Annotated in this window: 14 protein-coding genes and 1 riboswitch; of the genes, 6 read left to right on the top strand and 8 right to left on the bottom strand. The window is 63.3% G+C overall.

Annotated elements, in window-relative coordinates:
* Positions 1-22: 22 nt before the first annotated feature.
* Complete coding sequence (locus DSM107133_RS02185) at positions 23-466, top strand: MarR family transcriptional regulator (RefSeq protein WP_114294169.1); 444 nt, start codon at positions 23-25, stop codon at positions 464-466.
* A gap of 163 nt (positions 467-629) precedes the next feature.
* Here DSM107133_RS02185 and DSM107133_RS02180 read toward each other — a convergent pair whose 3' ends face one another.
* Positions 630-1268 carry an arylesterase gene (locus DSM107133_RS02180; RefSeq protein ID WP_114294003.1) on the bottom strand — a complete coding sequence of 213 codons (639 nt, stop codon included), beginning with the start codon at positions 1266-1268 and terminating at the stop codon, positions 630-632.
* Between the two features lie 50 nt (positions 1269-1318).
* Between DSM107133_RS02180 and DSM107133_RS02175 the strand changes: the two genes are divergently transcribed.
* Positions 1319-2002, top strand: coding sequence for an ABC transporter ATP-binding protein (locus DSM107133_RS02175; protein WP_114294004.1), 684 nt, complete (start codon positions 1319-1321; stop codon positions 2000-2002).
* Positions 1999-4527 (top strand): FtsX-like permease family protein, encoded by a 2529-nt coding sequence (locus tag DSM107133_RS02170; protein ID WP_114294005.1) that lies wholly within the window; start codon positions 1999-2001, stop codon positions 4525-4527. Before DSM107133_RS02175 ends, DSM107133_RS02170 begins: the two co-directional genes overlap by 4 nt.
* Before the next feature lie 236 nt (positions 4528-4763).
* Here DSM107133_RS02170 and gcvP read toward each other — a convergent pair whose 3' ends face one another.
* The 3 genes from gcvP to gcvT form a co-directional block, all read right to left on the bottom strand.
* On the bottom strand, positions 4764-7613 hold the full coding sequence (gene gcvP, locus DSM107133_RS02165) for an aminomethyl-transferring glycine dehydrogenase (RefSeq protein ID WP_114294006.1): 2850 nt from the start codon (positions 7611-7613) through the stop codon (positions 4764-4766).
* Positions 7614-7677: 64 nt separating this feature from the next.
* The gene (gcvH, locus tag DSM107133_RS02160; RefSeq protein WP_114294007.1) at positions 7678-8037 is read right to left on the bottom strand and encodes a glycine cleavage system protein GcvH; all 360 of its coding nucleotides are present in this window, start codon (positions 8035-8037) and stop codon (positions 7678-7680) included.
* A 20-nt stretch (positions 8038-8057) separates the two neighbouring features.
* Positions 8058-9170 (bottom strand): glycine cleavage system aminomethyltransferase GcvT, encoded by a 1113-nt coding sequence (gene gcvT, locus DSM107133_RS02155; protein ID WP_114294008.1) that lies wholly within the window; start codon positions 9168-9170, stop codon positions 8058-8060.
* A 153-nt stretch (positions 9171-9323) separates the two neighbouring features.
* Positions 9324-9413: riboswitch (glycine riboswitch) on the bottom strand.
* A gap of 85 nt (positions 9414-9498) precedes the next feature.
* Here gcvT and DSM107133_RS02150 point away from each other — a divergent pair.
* Complete coding sequence (locus DSM107133_RS02150; protein ID WP_028955132.1) at positions 9499-10056, top strand: gamma-glutamylcyclotransferase family protein; 558 nt, start codon at positions 9499-9501, stop codon at positions 10054-10056.
* 86 nt (positions 10057-10142) lie between these two features.
* On the opposite strand, the gene gltX is transcribed toward DSM107133_RS02150, so the two are convergent.
* The 3 genes from gltX to DSM107133_RS02135 form a co-directional block, all read right to left on the bottom strand.
* Complete coding sequence (gene gltX / locus DSM107133_RS02145; RefSeq protein WP_114294009.1) at positions 10143-11477, bottom strand: glutamate--tRNA ligase; 1335 nt, start codon at positions 11475-11477, stop codon at positions 10143-10145.
* A gap of 134 nt (positions 11478-11611) precedes the next feature.
* Positions 11612-12292 (bottom strand): DUF1236 domain-containing protein, encoded by a 681-nt coding sequence (locus DSM107133_RS02140; RefSeq protein WP_114294010.1) that lies wholly within the window; start codon positions 12290-12292, stop codon positions 11612-11614.
* A gap of 211 nt (positions 12293-12503) precedes the next feature.
* Positions 12504-14162, bottom strand: coding sequence for an NAD+ synthase (locus DSM107133_RS02135; RefSeq protein ID WP_114294011.1), 1659 nt, complete (start codon positions 14160-14162; stop codon positions 12504-12506).
* A 195-nt stretch (positions 14163-14357) separates the two neighbouring features.
* Here DSM107133_RS02135 and DSM107133_RS02130 point away from each other — a divergent pair, with 195 nt between their 5' ends.
* Both DSM107133_RS02130 and DSM107133_RS02125 read left to right on the top strand, forming a co-directional pair.
* Positions 14358-15746, top strand: a complete 1389-nt coding sequence (locus DSM107133_RS02130; protein WP_114294012.1) for a 2-isopropylmalate synthase — start codon at positions 14358-14360, stop codon at positions 15744-15746.
* A gap of 319 nt (positions 15747-16065) precedes the next feature.
* Positions 16066-17628, top strand: coding sequence for a 2-isopropylmalate synthase (locus DSM107133_RS02125; RefSeq protein WP_114294013.1), 1563 nt, complete (start codon positions 16066-16068; stop codon positions 17626-17628).
* Between the two features lie 156 nt (positions 17629-17784).
* Here DSM107133_RS02125 and DSM107133_RS02120 read toward each other — a convergent pair whose 3' ends face one another.
* Complete coding sequence (locus tag DSM107133_RS02120) at positions 17785-18651, bottom strand: 2-isopropylmalate synthase (protein ID WP_114294014.1); 867 nt, start codon at positions 18649-18651, stop codon at positions 17785-17787.
* Positions 18652-18685 lie beyond the last annotated feature (34 nt).

The following is an 18685-nucleotide window of genomic DNA, read 5'->3' as shown; positions in this document are numbered from 1 at the left end:
ATCTTTTGCGTTAATGTACCCTATGACCACACTCAGCGCACAAACAACCCGGGCATGGATATCCCTTCTCTCTGTCAGCCAAACGCTGCTTCAAGGGATTGAAATCGAGTTGAAAGAACGCGGCCTGCCAAGACTGAGCTGGTATGATGCTTTGTTGGAAATTGAAAAAGCCGGGGCCGATGGCATACGCCCTTACGAGCTGAAAGAGCGGCTGTTGCTCCCTCAATATGGAACCTCGCGTCTGTTGGATAGACTCACGAAGGCAGGTCTCATCACGCGTGAGGATGTAGCTGGCGATGGTAGAGGGCAGATCATCAGGCTCACCTCGAAAGGACTGGAAACCCGCAGAGCAATTTGGCCGGTCTATGAAGAGATGTTGGTCAAATCGGTTCAGCAATCGCTCAGCGAACCCGAACTCAACGAGCTGGTGCGCCTTCTGGGAAAGCTCGCAAATACCAAGACGTGATGTTGGTGCATCGCGCAGAATCGCTTCAACAAGGATTCTTAGAGTCAGGTCCCTAACTGCCATTCGCTGCAATCTGCGCGAACGCCGGGTTTTCTGGTTCGGGCCAATTGATGACGCAACGGTCATCTGACGTTCGACAACCGCGCGATGGCCCGCTGCCCGATCAGCCCGACGGCACTTGCCCGATCAGCTCCAGCACCTCGGGGCCCAGCCCTTCCACAACCTTTTGAACACCGTCCGCATTCGGGTGAATCCCGTCCGCCTGCATCAGGTCGCGCACAGCCGCGGGATCAGTATCCGCGCCGCCCAAGCCCTCGAAAAAGCTGGGCGCATAAAGCGTGCCGTACTTGGCCGACAACTCGGGATACATCGCATCAAAGGCGGCCTTGTACTCGGGCCCGTAGTTGCCCGGCGCCTGCATTCCCACCAGCAGCACTTTCACATCTGCCTCGGCTGCGGCTTGCAATATCCCGTCCAGATTGGCACGGCTGTTTGCCGGATCAATGCCACGCAACAGGTCGTTGCCGCCCAGCGTGACGATCATCGCGTCCACTTCGGGCGTCAGCGTCCACGCCGCCCGCGACAGGCCACCGGCGGTGGTATCGCCGGACACACCTGCGTTCAGCACCTGCACATCGGCACCGTGTTCGCGCAGCCAGCTTTCCAGTTGCGGCACGAAGCCGTCCTCCTGCGGCAACCCGTACCCCTGGGTCAGGCTGTCACCCAAGGCCGCAATCACCACCGGTTCGGCCAGGGCCGGCCCTGATAAAACTGCGAGAATACCGACTATCGCCTTGCGCATTGTGTTTCAGCCTCCATATCCATGCTTACCCTCTATAAAGGCACCCATGCATGTCCGATCCAGTCCTGACCCTTGAAAATGCAACTTTATCGCTTGAGGGCAATGCCGGACGCATCGAAATTCTGCACGGCATCGACTTGCAGGTGAACGCGGGTGAAACGGTCGGGCTGGTGGGGCCTTCTGGTTCGGGCAAGTCATCGCTGCTGATGCTGATGGGCGGGCTGGAGCGCGCAACGGCCGGCACCGTGATGGCACTGGGCAATGATCTGACGCAGATGGACGAAGACGCGCTGGCCCGCTTTCGCCGCGACAACATGGGGGTGGTGTTCCAGTCGTTCCACCTGATCCCCACGATGACCGCGCTGGAGAACGTGGCCACGCCGCTGGAACTGGCCGGGGTGTCGGACGCCTTTGCGCGGGCCGAGGCGGAACTGGCCACCGTGGGGCTGGCCCATCGCAGCGGGCATTACCCTTCGCAGATGTCGGGCGGCGAACAACAGCGGGTGGCGCTGGCGCGCGCCTCTGTCACGCGGCCCCGTATCCTGCTGGCGGATGAACCGACAGGCAATCTGGATCTGGCCAATGGCGACGCGATCATGGACATGTTGTTCGACCTGCGCGACCGGCACGGGGCGACGCTGGTGCTGGTGACACATTCGAACGCGCTGGCCGGACGCTGTGACCGCGTGGTGCGGCTGGTCGATGGCCGCATCGCCGCGCGGGCCGCTGCATGAGCCTGCGCATTGCCGCCCGTCTGGCCCGCCGCGAGCTGCGCGGCGGCTTGCACGGCTTTCGCATTTTCCTGGCCTGTCTTGCGCTTGGGGTTGCCGCCATCGCCGCCGTCGGCTCGGTCCGGTCGGCCATCGAAGCGGGGCTGGCCCGCGAGGGGGCTGCCCTGTTGGGTGGGCAGGCGGAGATGGATTTCACCTATCGGTTCGCCACCGAGGACGAACGCGCGTGGATGGCGCAAATTGCGCAGAACGTCTCGCAGGTGGTCGACTTTCGGTCGATGGCGGTGGTGGACCACGACGGAGAGTCCGAGCGCGGGCTGACACAGGTCAAGGGCGTCGATGATGCCTATCCGCTGATCGGCAGCGTGGGGCTGTCCCCCGATTTGCCGCTGGCGCAGGCGCTGGGGGAACAGGACGGCCTGCCCGGTGCGATCATGGAACAGGTGCTGGCCGACCGGCTGGGGCTGGCCACGGGCGACACGCTGCGGCTGGGCACGCAGGACTTCCGTCTGAGCGCCCTGCTGACCCGCGAGCCTGACAGTGCCGGAGCAGGCTTTGGTCTGGGGCCGCGCACGATTGTGCGCACACAGGCGCTGGACAATTCGGGGCTGCTGGAAACCGGGACGCTGTTCAACACGAAATACCGCCTGACCCTGCCCCCCACCGCGGACCTTGAGGCGCTGGAACAGGCGGCCGCGACCAAATTCGGCGACGCGGGCATGCGCTGGCGCGATTCGCGCAACGGTGCGCCGGGCGTGGCGCGGTTTGTCGAACGGCTGGGCGCGTTTCTGGTGCTGGTCGGTCTGTCCGGTCTGGCCGTGGGCGGGGTTGGTGTGTCGGCGGCGGTGCGGGCCTATCTGGCAGAGAAAACCAGCGTGATCGCCACCCTGCGCACCCTGGGGGCAGAGCGGTCGACGATCTTTCAGACCTATTTCCTCCAGATCGGTGCGCTGTCGCTGCTGGGCATTTTCATCGGCCTTGTGCTGGGCGCGGTGGCGCCGCTGTTGCTGGCGCCGCTGATCGAGGCGCGTTTGCCGATCCCGGCCAGCATCGCCATATATCCCCGTCCGCTGGTCGAGGCGGGCATTTACGGGTTGCTGACAGCCTTCATATTTACACTCTGGCCGCTGGCCCGTGCCGAAGACGTGCGCGCCGCGACCCTGTTCCGCGATGCGCTTGGCAGTACGGCCCTGCTGCCCAAGGCGCGCTATGTCGTGGCCGTGGGCGCGGGGCTGGCGCTGTTGGTGGGGCTCGCGGGGCTGTTTTCGGGCACATGGCAGCTGACGTTGTGGATGGCGGGCGGCATCACCGGTGCGCTGGTGTTGCTGGCGCTGGCCGCTTGGGTGATCCGCTGGACCTCGCGGCGGGGTGCGCGGCTGGCGCAGGGGCACCCTGCCCTGCGGTGGGCGCTGGCGGCGATTTCCGGTCCGCGTGAGGGGGCCACGTCAACGGTTCTGTCGCTGGGTCTTGGCCTGTCGGTGCTGGCCGCCGTCGGCCAGATCGACGGCAACCTGCGCAATGCCATCGCGGGCAATCTTCCCGAAGTTGCGCCGTCCTACTTTTTCGTCGACATTCAAAAGGACCAGATGGACGGGTTCAACGCGCGTCTGGCGAACGACCCCGCCGTGCGCCGTGTCGACAGCGCACCGATGCTGCGCGGCGTCATCACCCGCATCAACGACCGCCCTGCCCGCGAGGTTGCGGGCGACCACTGGGTCACGCGCGGCGACCGGGGCGTGACCTATGCCACGGAACTGCCCGCGCGCACCAAGATCACCCAGGGCGAATGGTGGGCGCCCGACTATGCAGGCCCGCCCCTGATCAGCTTTGCCGCCGAAGAAGCCGAGGAAATGGGCCTGAAGCTGGGGGACACCATGACCATCAACGTGCTGGGCCGCGAGATCACCGGCACCATCGCGTCCTTCCGCGAGGTCGACTTTTCCAACGCGGGCATCGGCTTTGTCATGACGATGAACCCCGCCGCGCTGTCGGGGGCGCCGCACAGCTATATCTCGACCGTCTATGCCGAACCCGAAGCCGAAGCGGCGATCCTGCGCGATCTGGGAAACGCCTTTCCCAACATCACCGCGATCCGCGTGCGCGATGCCATCGACCGCGTCGCCGAGGTGCTGGCGGGCATTGCCGCCGCCAGCTCATACGGGGCTGCGGCGACGCTGTTGACCGGCTTTCTGGTGCTGATCGGCGCGGCCTCGGCGGGCACCCAGTCGCGGACCTATGAGGCGGCAGTGTTGAAAACGCTGGGTGCGTCGCGCAAGCGCATCCTGATCAGCTTTGCCCTGCGTGCGGCCCTGCTGGGCCTTGCCGCCGGGCTGGTGGCATTGGGGGCCGGTATCGCGGGCGGCTGGGCTGTGTCGCGCTTTGTCATGGAGACGGGGTATCAAGTGATCTGGCCTTCGGCGCTGGCGATCATCGCCGGCGGCATCGTGGCGACGCTGGTGGCGGGGCTGGCCTTTGCCTGGGGGCCACTTGCTGCGCGACCGGCCCATGTGCTGCGGGCGCGGGAGTAGAACTTTTATGCCTCCGGCGGGGATATTTCCTGCCAAAAGAAGACATGAATTATTAACCATTTCCGGGTGAGTATCGGGCACGGCACAGGCGGGGACGCCGATGGCCGTGCCAGAAGAAACGACTTACCGTTTCGGGCGGGGGGTATTGGCATCAACACCCCCCGTCTTTTTTGGCCGTCTTTCTTTTGGCCCCAAATATCCTGGGGGAGCGCCGCACGGCGCGGGGGCAAAGCCCCCTATTCGGCCGCTTCTGCGTAGCTCTCCATCGGCGGGCAAGTGCAGATCAGGTTGCGGTCGCCGTGCACGTTGTCGACGCGGTTCACCGGGGGCCAGTATTTGTCCACACGGAACGCACCGGGGGGGAAGCAGCCCTGTTCGCGGGAATAGGGGCGGTCCCAGTCGCGCACCAGATCTTCCATCGTGTGCGGGGCGTTCTTCAACGGGTTGTTGACCGCATCAATCCGCCCCTCCGTGATGTCGTCGATCTCGGCCCGGATCGCCAGCATCGCGTCGCAGAAACGGTCCAGTTCGGCCTTGGTCTCGCTTTCCGTCGGCTCGACCATCAGCGTGCCTGCCACCGGCCAACTCATCGTGGGCGCGTGGAAACCGCAGTCGACCAGACGTTTGGCGATGTCTTCCACCGTCACACCGGCTGCGTCGTCAAAGGGACGCACGTCCAGGATGCATTCATGCGCCACACGGCCCGAGGGCCCTTTGTACAGCACGTCAAACGCTCCTTCGAGCCGTTTGGCGATGTAATTGGCGTTCAGGATCGCAACCCGCGTCGCCTGGGTCAGACCATCCCCGCCCATCATCAGGCAATAGGCCCAGCTGATCGGCAACAACGACGGCGAGCCGAAGGGGGCGGCGCTGACCGGACCCTCGGTGCCGCCTGTCGACGGATGGCCCGGCAGATGCGGGATCAGGTGGCTTTTGACACCGATCGGACCCATGCCGGGGCCGCCGCCGCCATGCGGGATGCAGAACGTCTTGTGCAGGTTCAGGTGGCTGACGTCACCGCCCAGATCACCGGGACGCGACAGGCCCACCATCGCGTTCATGTTGGCCCCGTCGATATAGACCTGACCGCCATGTTTGTGCGTAATGGCTGTGACTTCGGTCACCGTTTCCTCGAACACGCCGTGGGTCGAGGGATAGGTGATCATGCAGCCCGCAAGGTTGTCGGCGTGCTGTTCGGCCTTGGCCTTGAAGTCGTCCAGATCAATGTCGCCGTTGGCGGCGGATTTGATCGGGACGACCTTCCAGCCGACCATCTGGGCGCTGGCGGGGTTGGTGCCGTGGGCGCTCATCGGGATCAGGCAGATGTTGCGGTGCCCCTGACCGTTCTCGCGGTGATAGGCCGCAATGGTCAGCAGACCCGCATATTCCCCCTGCGCGCCCGAGTTGGGCTGCATCGAGATCGCGTCATAGCCGGTGATCTGGCACAGCTTGGCGCTGAGGTCGCCGATCATCTCGGCATAGCCCGCCGCCTGATCGGCAGGGACAAAAGGATGCAGCAGCGAGAATTCTTCCCACGTCACCGGCATCATCTCGGCGGCCGAGTTCAGCTTCATCGTGCAGGACCCCAGCGGGATCATCGCCCGGTCCAGCGCCAGATCGCGGTCGGCCAGACGGCGCATATAGCGCATCATCTCGGTTTCGGCCCGGTTCATGTGAAAGATCGGGTGGGTCAGGTAGTCGGACGTTCGCACCAGATCGTCGGGCACGCGGTATTCGGGGGCATAGTCGCTGTCCTTGGCGTCCAGACCAAAGGCGCGCCAGACCGCTTCGATGTCTGCGGGGCGGGTGCGTTCGTCCAGGCTGATGCCCACGCGGGTTTCACCGACGCGGCGCAGGTTGATGCCCTCGTCCACCGCCGATTTCATCACTGCCGATTGCAGCGGGCCCACGTCCACAGTCACCGTGTCGAAATAGACCTTGGGATCGACGGCAAAGCCTGCCGCTTCCAGTCCGCGCGCCAAGCGCACGGTCTTGCGGTGGATGCGTTGGGCGATGGCTTTCAGCCCCTGCGGGCCGTGGAACACGGCATACATCGACGCCATCACCGCCAGCAGCGCCTGCGCGGTGCAGACGTTCGACGTGGCCTTTTCGCGGCGGATGTGCTGTTCGCGGGTTTGCAGCGACAGGCGGTAGGCGCGGTTGCCGTGGCTGTCGATGCTGACGCCCACGATCCGGCCCGGCATGGCGCGTTTCATCTCATCGCGACAGGCCATATAGGCGGCGTGCGGGCCGCCATAGCCCACGGGAACGCCAAAGCGCTGGGTGCTGCCGACGGCAATGTCCGCGCCCATAGCACCGGGTTCTTTCAGGATGGTCAGCGACAGGGGATCGGCGCTGACGATGCCGATGGCCTTGGCCGCGTGCAGCGCGTCCATCTGCGCGGTGAAGTCGCGCACGTGGCCGTAGGTGCCGGGGTACTGGAAGATCGCGCCAAAGACGGCCTCGGGGTCCAGATTCTCGGGTTTGCCGACGATCACCTCGATGCCCAGCGGGGCCGCCCGGGTTTTCATCACGGCAATGTTTTGCGGGTGGCAGTCGCGGTCGATGAAGAACCCGCGCGCTTTCGACTTGGACACCCGCTGTGCCATGGTCATCGCTTCAGCGCAGGCAGTGGATTCGTCCAGCAGCGAGGCGTTGGCAACCTCCAGCCCCGTCAGATCGCTGATCATGGTCTGGAAGTTCAGCAACGCCTCGAGCCGCCCTTGGGAAATCTCGGGCTGATAGGGCGTGTAGGCGGTGTACCACGCGGGGTTCTCCAGGATGTTGCGCTGGATCGCGGGGGGCGTCACCGTGCCATAATAGCCCTGCCCGATCAGGCTGGTCAGCACGCGGTTCTTGCCTGCGACCTCGGCCATGTGGTGCAGCAACTCGCGTTCCGATTTGGCCTTGCCGAAATCCAGCGGCTGCTTTTGCCGGATACCCTTGGGCAGCGTGTCGTCGATCAGCGCGTCCAGATCTTTGGCACCGACAACCTTGAGCATTTCGGCCATCTCGTGCGGAGACGGGCCGATATGGCGGCGGTTGGCGAAATCATATGGCAAATACTCGGTCGGCGTGAACGACATGGATGCGTCCCCTGCATTTAGGTTTCAGTCATGGGGCCACCCGGCACGGGCAGCGCATTTGATCTTAGGCGATGAACTTCTGATAGGTGGCCTCGTCCATCAGCTCTTCCAGCTGTGACGGGTCGCTGACAGTCATCTTGAAGAACCAGGCTTCGCCCTGCGGGTCGTCGTTGACCTTGCCGGGGTTGTCGACCAGCATCTCGTTCACTTCGGTGATCTCGCCGTCGACGGGGGCCAGGATGTCCGAGGCCGCCTTGACCGATTCGATCACGACGATCTCGTCGTCCTTGCTGACAGTGGTGCCAACCTCGGGCAGTTCAACGAACACCACGTCGCCCAGCTGTTCGGCGGCATGGATGGTGATGCCCACGACCATTTCGCCGTCTTCCTCGCGCAGCCACTCGTGTTCTTCTGTGAAAATCATTTGGGTCGTCTCCTGAAGGGTTATCTTTTGAAGTTGGCAGGCACAAAGGGCAAAGCCGCCACTTGCACCGGCATCCGTTTGCCGCGCACCTCGCCCCACAGGGGGGTGCCGGTGCCGGTATGATCGACACTGACATAGCCCATGGCCACAGGTCCACCGACCGTGGGGCCAAAGCCGCCGCTGGTCACATGGCCCACGGGATCGGTCGCGGTTTCGCTGGCATAGATGGCCACGCCCTCGCGCATGGGCGCACGCCCTTCGGGCAGCAGGCCGACGCGCTTGCGGGCGGGTGTTTCCAGCGCCTTGTCCGCGCCCGGAAAGCTGCCTGCGCGGTCGCCGCCGGGGCGGCGCACCTTTTGCACCGCCCACATCAGCGCGCCTTCGGCGGGCGTGGTGGTGGTGTCGATGTCGTGGCCATAGAGGCACAAGCCCGCCTCGAGCCGCAGCGAATCGCGTGCGCCGAGGCCAATGGGGGCGACGCCGTCCTGTGCCAGCAGGGTGCGCACCAGTGCCTCGGCCTGGGCCGCGGGCACCGAAATCTCGTAGCCGTCTTCGCCGGTATAGCCCGAGCGCGAGGCCCAGACGTCAACACCGTCCAGCGACAGATCGGCCACATCCATGAACCGCATGTCCACCGCACGCGCGTCCAGCGCCGCGACAGCCGCCTCGGCCCCCGGCCCCTGCACCGCGACCAGCGCGCGGTCGGCCAGTTCGGTGACGGTCACCGATGGCGCCAAGGCGGCCTTCATCCGTGCGATATCCGCGCCCTTGCAGGCGGCATTGACCACCACCAGCAGATCGTCGCCCCGGCGGGCAAACATCAGATCGTCCTCGATCCCGCCTGCGTCATTGGTGAGAAACCCGTAGCGTTGCCGCCCGTCGCCCAGGCCCAGCACGTCCTGTGGCACCAGCGTCTCGAACGCCTGCGCCACCGCCTCCCACGATGAACCCGACAGGATCACCTGCCCCATGTGGCTGACGTCGAACAGGCCAGCCGCGGTGCGTGTGTGATTGTGTTCGCCCATCACGCCCATCGGATATTGCACCGGCATGGCGTAGCCTGCGAAGGGCACCATCCTGGCGCCCAGTTCCACGTGCAGATCATAAAGCGGCGTGCGCAGATCGTCAGACATCGGTCTCTCCTTCGACCGGGTCCGTTTTTGGAAAAACAGGCCGGCATCATATGACGCGCCCCAACGGCTGCGCCTGCGATGCCCCCTCTGTCCTGTCGCCTGAGATCGTTATCCCTTCGGCGGGTGCACGCGGCACCACTCTCCAGAGTCCTCAATATCGCCACGGTCCTGTTGCCTGAGAGTTTCCGGGGCGGTTGCTCCTTCGGCACCGGCACTTGAGGCCGGTTCTCCCATGTCGATGTCGGATAAGTAGCCAAGAGCGTCGGATACAGTCAATAGCCGATGCTGCATCTTGACACTGCGGGCGCAGCGAATGACACCAGTGCCCATGAAAGCACCATACTTTTTTGGCTACGGCAGCCTCGTCAACCGCGCCACGCACGCTTATCCGCAGGCGCAAACCGCAACCCTGTCCGGCTGGCGTCGCGCCTGGGTGCGCGCGCGCGAACGGGACGATCTGGTGTTCCTGACGGCTGTGCCCGATCCGACGGCGCGAATCTCCGGCCTGATCGCAGCGGTGCCGAACGCCGACTGGGCGGCGCTGGACGCGCGCGAAACCGGCTACCGCCGCCGCGAGGCCACAGATGCGGTAACCCACGGGGCGCCCGATGCCGAATCCATCGCCGTCTATGCCATCGACCCCACCGATATGCTCAACGAAGGCCGGCACCACATCCTGCAAAGCTATCTGGATGTGGTCGTGCAGGGGTTTCTCAACGAGTTCGGGGAAGACGGCGTGGCCGAATTCTTTGCCACCACCTCGGGCTGGGACACGCCGATTCTGGATGACCGCGACAAGCCGCTCTATCCCCGCGCGCAAGTGCTGAGCACGGCCGAAATGGCTCTGGTCGATCACCACGTCGCCCGCGTCAAAGCGGATCTGTAATATAAAAAAGGGCCGCGGAGACGCGCAGCCCTCATCTTCATCTTGCCCGAAAACTCCCCCCGGAGGGTCGGCCCGCCGCAAGCGCCTTACTTGCGGGCTTTGACGACCTGCAACAGCGGCATCACGGCGGACATGTCCGGCCCGTGGCTTTGCCCTGTCAGCGCCTTGCGCAGCGGCATGAACAACCCGCGGCCCTTGCGGCCCGTGGCCTCTTTGACGGCAGCGGTCCATGTGCCCCAGGCGGTTTCGTCAAACGGACCCTCGGGCAGCAATGTCATCGCTTGGGCCACGAAATCCGCGTCTTCGGCGTCAATCTCGGGCTCTGCGCCATCGCGGAACATCACCCACCACGCGTCCAGATCGTTCAGCGTGTTGATGTTTTCGCGGGTCACGGCCCAGAACGCCGGAGCCAGGTCCGCAGGCACGCCGAGTGCCTCGATGTCCGCGCGCACGTCTTCCAACGCCAGCGTCTGCAAATAGCGGCCGGTCAGCGGGTACAGGTCCGCCTCGTCGAACTTGGTCGGGGCCGAGCCGAAGCGGTTGATGTCAAAGCCGTCGATCAACGCGCCCATGTCGGTGCGCAGTTCGACCGGATCGGAGGACCCCAGACGCGCCATCAGCGACAGCAACGCCATCGGCTGCACGCCTGCCGCACGCAGGTCGCGCAGCGACAGGGTGCCCAGACGTTTCGACAGCGCCTCGCCCTGCGGGCCGGTCAGCAGCGAGTGGTGTGCAAAGGCAGGCGGTGTGCCGCCCAGCGCCTTGATGATCTGGATTTGCGTCGCGGTATTGGTCACATGGTCCGACCCGCGCACCACGTTGGTCACGCCCATTTCGACGTCATCCACAACCGATGCCAACGTATACAGCATCTGACCGTCGCCCCGGATCAGCACCGGATCAGAGACACTGGCCGCATCGATCGAGATGTCGCCCAGGATGCCGTCGGTCCATTCGATCCGCTCCTGGTCCAGCTTGAACCGCCACACGCCATTGCCCCGCTCGGCCCGCAGGGCGTCGCGTTCTGCATCGCTTAGCGCCAGTGCGGCGCGGTCATAGACGGGCGGTTTGCCCATGTTCAGCTGTTTCTTGCGCTTCAGGTCCAGTTCGGTCGGCGTCTCGAACGCCTCGTAGAACCGACCCGCCGCGCGCAGTTTGTCGGCGGCCTCTTCGTAACGGTCCAGCCGCTCGGACTGGCGCTCGACGCGGTCCCAGTGCAGGCCCAGCCATTCAAGATCCTGTTTGATGGCGTCGACGTATTCCTGTTTCGACCGCTCGGGGTCGGTGTCGTCGATCCGCAGGATGAACGTGCCGCCTGCCTTGCGTGCGATCATGAAATTCATCAACGCCGTGCGCAGGTTGCCGACGTGGATATAGCCAGTGGGCGACGGGGCAAAACGGGTGGTGATCTGATTGGACATGGGCGCTCTCCTGTTAGGCGCCGAAGTGTCACAGGGCGCGGGATTTGTCCAGATCAGCCGCGATTCAGCGGGTCCGGGCAATCGAAAAGGCCCGGACATCAGCCCGGGCCCGGTGGTGCCGCGCTGGCCGGTGCCTAGCGCATGACCTGCACGATGGCATTGGTCTGCGCATCCACCACAACGGTCTGGCCATTGATGGTCAGGTATCGCAGCCCCTCTTGCGGCACCTCATAGGTCGGAACGTTGGCAGGCACGGTCGCGCCCACTGCAACCTCACCGTCCAGATATACAGTCTCGACCGGATTGGTCGTGATATAGGTCACGGTTTCGGTCGTCGGTTCAACAGCCGCCGACCCCGCCGCGCCCCCGATGATGCCACCGGCGATAATGCCCCCGATCGGGCCACCCACAGCATAGGCGGTCAGCGCGCCGATGGTTGCACCGGCGGCGGCTCCGGTGTTCTTGTCCGCTTGTGTCTGTGCGGTGTCTTCATAGGTCACGCTATTCACCTCGACCGTTGCGGGGCGCGTGCTGAGGGCAACGGCCTGTTCGTCAACAGCGACGGCAAGGTAGTCGGACGAAGACCAGCCCGACTTGCCGTCAAAGACAACCTTGCACCACGCGGCGTCGGTCAGACAGCCATCAACCACGGCGGATTCGCCACCGGGGATTACGCCAAGAATGTCATATTGCGGGCCGGGGCCGCTGCGAATGTTCAGATCTGTGGCGGCGACGGCTGCGGTATTCTGGGCAAGGACGGGGGCGGCGGCTGTCAGCACAATGATCGACGCCATTCCAAGTTTGGTGATGCTCATGGTCGTTCCTCCGCAACGGCCGGGCTCCGTTATGGATGCCGCCTGAAAACCGCTGCTTGACTGCGGGAACAACGGTGCAGGAGAGTGGCGGTTCCGTCCCAAATCAGGGGGCCGAGCGAATGCATGACCTGTGCGCAGATTCTTGCCAACCCTCGTGAATGTTTTGGCTATTTTTGACCGAAGACAGATTTTTGGGGAACCGCAGCGCCCCCTAGCTTTTGTCGCGCCAGCGGTTCACGATGGGATAGCGGCGGTCCAGCCAGAACGCGTGTTTGGTCAGCCGCGCCCCCGGTGCCGACTGGAACCGTTTGTATTCGCTCAGGAACAACAGTCGCTCGACCTTTTGCGCTGTCTCGCGTGCAAAGCCTGCGGCGACGCAATCGGCAATGCTGCCGTCCTGATCCACCAGAATGTCCAGTATCGCGTCCAGTTCGGGGTAATCGGGCAGGCTGTCGCTGTCTTTCTGGTCGTCGCGCAGTTCGGCGCTGGGGGGTTTGGTGATGATCCGCTGTGGGATCACCTGCCCCGCATTGCCCATCATCCAGTCGCGGTGGTTGGCGTTGCGCCATGCGCAGGTGGTGAACACGCGCGTCTTGTACATATCCTTGATCGGATTGTACCCACCGGCCATGTCGCCATAGATCGTGGCATAGCCGACCGCGACCTCGGATTTGTTACCAGTCGTCAGCAACATTTCCCCGAACTTGTTGCTCATCGCCATCAGCAAAAGGCCGCGCAGGCGCGACTGGATGTTTTCCTCGGTCAGGCCGGGCTCCATGCCCGCAAACAGTGGCGCAAGCGTGTTGGTGATCGCGGCACGCCCTTCGGCGATGGGGACATAGTCATAGTGGCAGCCCAGCGCCTTGGCGCAACTTTCGGCGTCTTCCAGACTGTCCGGGCTGGTGTATTCCGACGGCAACATCACGCAGCGCACGTTTTCGGGGCCGATGGCATCGGCGGCGATGGTCGCCACCAGCGCGCTGTCGACGCCACCCGACATGCCCAGCAACACCTTTTTGAATCCCGTCTTGGCCATGTAATCGCGCAGCGAGCGCACCATGATGTGATAGTCCTGCTCCCACTCGTCCGGCTGCGGGGCAATCTCGCCCTCGACCACGCGCCAGCCGTCAGGGCCGCGTTCCAGATCGACATGGGCGATGGTTTCGGCCAGCACCGGCAACCGCATGGCCAGCTTGCCACCGGGGTTCAGCGCAAAGGATGCGCCGTCGAACACCTGATCGTCCTGACCGCCCACCATGTTCAGATAGATCAACGGCAGGCCGGTCTCGACCACGCGGGCAACCATATGGTTCAGCCGCGTTTCCATCTTGTCGCGGTAATAGGGCGATCCGTTCGGCACCAGCAGAAATTCCGCGCCGGTCTCTTGCAGGGTCTCGGCCACATCCTCGTGCCATGCATCTTCGCAGATCGGACTGCCGACACGGGCGTTGCCCACGCTATAGGGGCCGCCCAGGGGACCTGCATCAAAGATGCGCACCTCGTCAAAGACGGTCTCGTTCGGCAGGTGATGTTTCAGCACGCGGCTGACAATGCGCCCGCCACGACAGATCAGATAGGCGTTGAACAGTTCGGTGCCTTCGACCCAGGGGCCGCCGATGGCCAGCGTCGGCCCGTCAGCGCAGTCAACCGCCAGCGCCTTGACCGCCTCGATCGCTGCAATGTGAAACGCGGGCTTCATCACCAGATCCTGCGCGTTGTAGCCGGTGATGAACATTTCGGGCAGGGCCACCAGATCGGCACCTGCGTCGCGGCCTGCCTCCCATGCCGCGCGGGCCTTGGCCGCGTTGCCGTCGATGTCACCGACAGTGGGGTTCATCTGTCCCAGGGTGATGCGAAAAGTGTCGGCCATGCCTGCGCTCCGAAAATTGCTCATTGCCCCTATACGGTCTGGCCGCCCGGCGTGAAAGACCCCCGCAGGCAATTCGCGGCAACCACGCGCTTGTGTTGCCCTGAATGGCGGCAAAGCCATTGCGACCCCCTCGCGGTTTCTTTACCCTTTGGCAACGATCCACGGGGGCCACCCCTTCATCGCCAAAGGTGCCAAATGTCCACACGCAGCCTGTTCTTTTGCCTCGCCCTGCTTCCTGCCATTGCCCATGCGCAGGACAGTCAGGTGCTGACCAAGCAATATGACGACGGTGGCATTTACGAAGGCACGTTCAAAAACGGCCTGCAAAACGGCACCGGCACCTATCGGTTGCCCAACGGCTATGAATACACCGGCACCTGGGTCGACGGCGAAATCAAGGGCGAGGGCGTGGCGCGCTTTCCCAACGGGTCTGTCTACGAGGGCAATTTTGAAAAGGGCAAACCCGAAGGTTTCGGCAAGATCACCTTTTCTGATGGCGGCACCTATGAAGGCGACTGGCAAGCCGGCGCAATCATGGGTCAGGGTGTGGCGCTGTATGCCAACGGCGTGCGCTACGAGGGCGCGTTCCGCAATGCCAAACACCACGGCAAAGGCGTGATGCAAAGCCCCGGTGGCTATGAATACAAAGGCGACTGGGTTGATGGCGTCAAACAGGGTGTGGGCACCATCACCTACCCCGACGGCGCGGTTTATGACGGCGAGATTGCCAACGGCGAACGTGACGGCACCGGCACGCTGACCATGCCCGACGGGCTGGTCTATGCAGGCAAATGGGTCAACGGCCAGATCGACGGCAATGGCAAACTGACCCAACCCAACGGCGACATCTACGAAGGCGACCTTGTCGCCGGACGCCGCGAGGGCAAGGGGCGCGTGACCTATGCCAATGGCGATGTCTACGAAGGCGATTTCAAGGACGACCGCCGCGACGGCACCGGCACCTTTATCGGCAACGACGGCTACACCTATATCGGCAACTGGGTCGCGGGCCAGATCGAGGGCAAGGGCCGCGTGACCTACCCTGACGGCTCGGTCTACGAAGGCGACTTCCGCGACGATCTGGCCGATGGCACCGGCAAGATCACCTATGCCGACGGCGCGACCTACGAGGGTGGCTGGACCGCGGGCGTCATCGAAGGGCAAGGCAAGGCGGTCTATCCCAACGGTGTCGTCTACGAAGGCGGTTTCAAGAATGCCAAGAATGACGGTCAAGGCGTTATGACCTATGCCGATGGCTACCGTTACGAAGGCGGCTGGCAGGACGGGCAACGCCACGGCGCGGGCAAGGCCACCTACCCCGATGGCACCGTCTATGAGGGCAACTTTGAAAACGGCCAGCGCCACGGCACCGGCAAAATCGTGATGTCGGACGGGTTTACCTATGAAGGCGAATGGGTGCGCGGCGAGATCAGCGGCACCGGCACAGCGACATATGTGAACGGCGATGTGTACGAAGGCACCTTCCGCGCGGGCAAACGTCAGGGCAACGGCACCATGCGCTATGCCACCGGCGAGGAAGCCTCGGGCGATTGGGACAACGGCGCGCTGAAGCCGGAAGGTTAGGGTCCAGACCCTATGCTATGCCGAAACGGCACGCTGCACAGGCGGGTCCGTCTTCTTTGGTTCAGAAAATCCCCGCCGGAGGCACCGCGCCGCGCGCCAGCGTGGTGCAAATAATAATTCTGCCCCCTTTTCATTCATTCGCAGGCCTGTATAAGATTTCTCCATGATACAGGTCGCACATATCCCTACTGCCCGCGCTTCGCGTGCGATCCTGCGTGACCTACTGATCCTAATTCGCCTCTGAGCGTGCCATTCGGCGCGCCCGCTCAGAGGGGAGTGCCGCGCGCCACTGGCTTTTAGGACAATAAAGAGATCTCACATGACCCAAGAACAAGACCGCGTTGTCATTTTTGACACGACCCTCCGCGACGGTGAACAATCGCCCGGGGCCACCATGACCCACGCCGAGAAGCTGGAAATTGCCGGCCTGCTCGATGAAATGGGCGTCGACATCATCGAAGCAGGCTTTCCCATCGCATCAGAGGGCGACTTTGCCGCCGTTTCCGAGATTGCGAAGAACGCGAAAAACTCGGTGATCTGCGGCCTTGCCCGCGCGCAGCTGCCCGACATCGACCGCTGCTGGGAGGCCGTAAAACACGCGGCCCGCCCGCGCATTCACACCTTTATCGGCACCTCGCCATTGCACCGCGCGATCCCCAACCTGACCATGGACGAAATGGCCGAACGTATCGACCAGACCGTCAGCCACGCGCGCAACCTGTGCGACAACGTGCAATGGTCACCCATGGATGCCACCCGCACCGAGGCGGATTATCTTTGCCGCGTCGTGGAAATCGCGATCAAAGCGGGGGCGACCACGATCAACATCCCCGACACGGTCGGCTATACCGCCCCGCGTGAAAGTGCGGCGTTGATCCGTATGTTGCTGGAACGTGTTCCCGGCGCCGACGAGATCATCTTTGCCACCCATTGCCACAACGATCTGGGCATGGCGACCGCCAACAGCCTGGCCGCTGTCGAGGCCGGCGCGCGCCAGATCGAATGCACCATCAACGGGCTTGGCGAACGCGCGGGCAACACCGCGCTTGAAGAGGTCGTGATGGCCTTGCGGGTGCGCAACGACATCATGCCGTTCCAGACCGGCGTGGACAGCACCAAGCTGATGAACATCTCGCGCCGTGTTGCGACTGTTTCCGGTTTCCCCGTGCAGTTCAACAAGGCCATCGTCGGCAAGAACGCCTTTGCCCACGAAAGCGGCATCCATCAGGACGGCATGTTGAAGAACGCCGAAACCTTCGAGATCATGCGCCCCGAGGATGTGGGCCTGACCGAGACCAACATCGTGATGGGCAAACACTCGGGCCGCGCGGCGCTGCGTTCGAAACTGGAAGACCTCGGGTATGAGTTGGGCGACAACCAGCTGAAGGACGTGTTCGTTCGCTTCAAGGAACTGGCCGACCGCAAAAAGGAAATCTACGAAGACGACCTTATTGCGTTGATGCGCACCACGACCGATCCCGAAGAGGACCGGATCAAGCTGGTGTCGATGCGTGTCATCTGCGGCACCGAGGGCCCGCAGCAGGCCGACATGACGCTGGACGTCGACGGCGTTGAGCACAAGACCAGCCAGACGGGCGACGGCCCTGTGGATGCATCGTTCAACTGCATCAAGGCACTGGTTGCGCACACAGCACGCTTGCAACTGTATCAGGTGCACGCCGTGACCGAAGGCACCGACGCGCAGGCCACTGTTTCTGTGCGGCTTGAGGAAGACGGGCGGATTGTGACCGGTCAGTCAGCCGATACAGACACGGTCGTGGCATCGGTTCGCGCCTATGTCCATGCGTTGAACCGTTTGCTGGTGCGCCGCGAAAAGGGCGGGACTGACAAGCGCGAAATCAACTACAAAGACGTGAGTTGAGCCACACGCAGTTCGTGAAACATGAAAAAGGGGCAGAGGGATCATCCTGTGCTCCTTTTTTCGTGGCCGATGCGCTGAATACCCTGCCTGCCCACGCAAAAGCGGCCGGATGTCTCCACCCGGCCGCTTCAGTCGTTCATGCTTTGTCAGCGCAGATCAGAAGCTGGTCAGACCTGCAACCGAACCTGTCGCGCTGCTGATCACGTTGCCCAATGTGCGACGCGAAGAGGTGCGGCGGCCCAATTCATAGTTCACGCCAAAACTGACCTGGTCGATGTTCGGTGCGCCGTCGATGTTGATGCGGCCCAAAGCCAGCTCGACATTCGCGCCTTCGACGAACTCATATTGGCCTCCAACGGTAACCGATGTGCCGTCTGTACCGGCCAGATCGAAATAGGACACCGAACCGATGGCCGAGAACCCGTTGCCAAAGCTGTAGCCGCCGGCAACCGAGACCAGGTCCAGACCGTCTGTCGAGATCACGTCGGCCTGCACGTTGTAGATGTCCATGTCATAGTCGGCGAAGCCTGCGAACAGTGTTTCACCTTCGATGCGGATGATATCCAGACCGACGGTGCCGGTCGGCGCAACGTCCCACGACCCGAACAGGGTGTAGACAGTGTCGTTCAGATCGGACGACTCGCCAATTGCGGCGCCCAGTGCATAGGTGCCCATATCGTAATAAGCGAAAACCGATGTCAGGCTGGTGTCCGAACCGGCAAGATCCAGCGAGCTGTAATCCAGGCCCAACGACACGCCATTGTTCAGGCGGTATTCTGCGGCAAGCGAGCCATAGTCCAGATCGGTGCCTTCGAGATCGAAGTGCGCCGCCTCGCCCGAGAACGTCCATGCGTTGGCTGTGTACTCAATGCCGACACCCAGAACGGTCAGGTCGGCAGCGCCGGCGCCGTCCGCGTCCAGGCGGTGTTGTTTGATGAATGCGTTGCCGTAGGTCAGTTCACCAGCGGCGGCGACAGATGCCGTTGCGCAGATTGCTGTGGCGATGATTGCGGTGCGGAACATGATGTACCTTCGTTTCTTGTTTGCTACTCGGAAG

It is taken from the genome of Pseudosulfitobacter sp. DSM 107133, assembly GCF_022788695.1.
Taxonomy (GTDB): domain Bacteria; phylum Pseudomonadota; class Alphaproteobacteria; order Rhodobacterales; family Rhodobacteraceae; genus Pseudosulfitobacter.
Note: the sequence above shows the minus strand (reverse complement) of the source record. Positions and strands in the feature narration are given on the sequence as shown.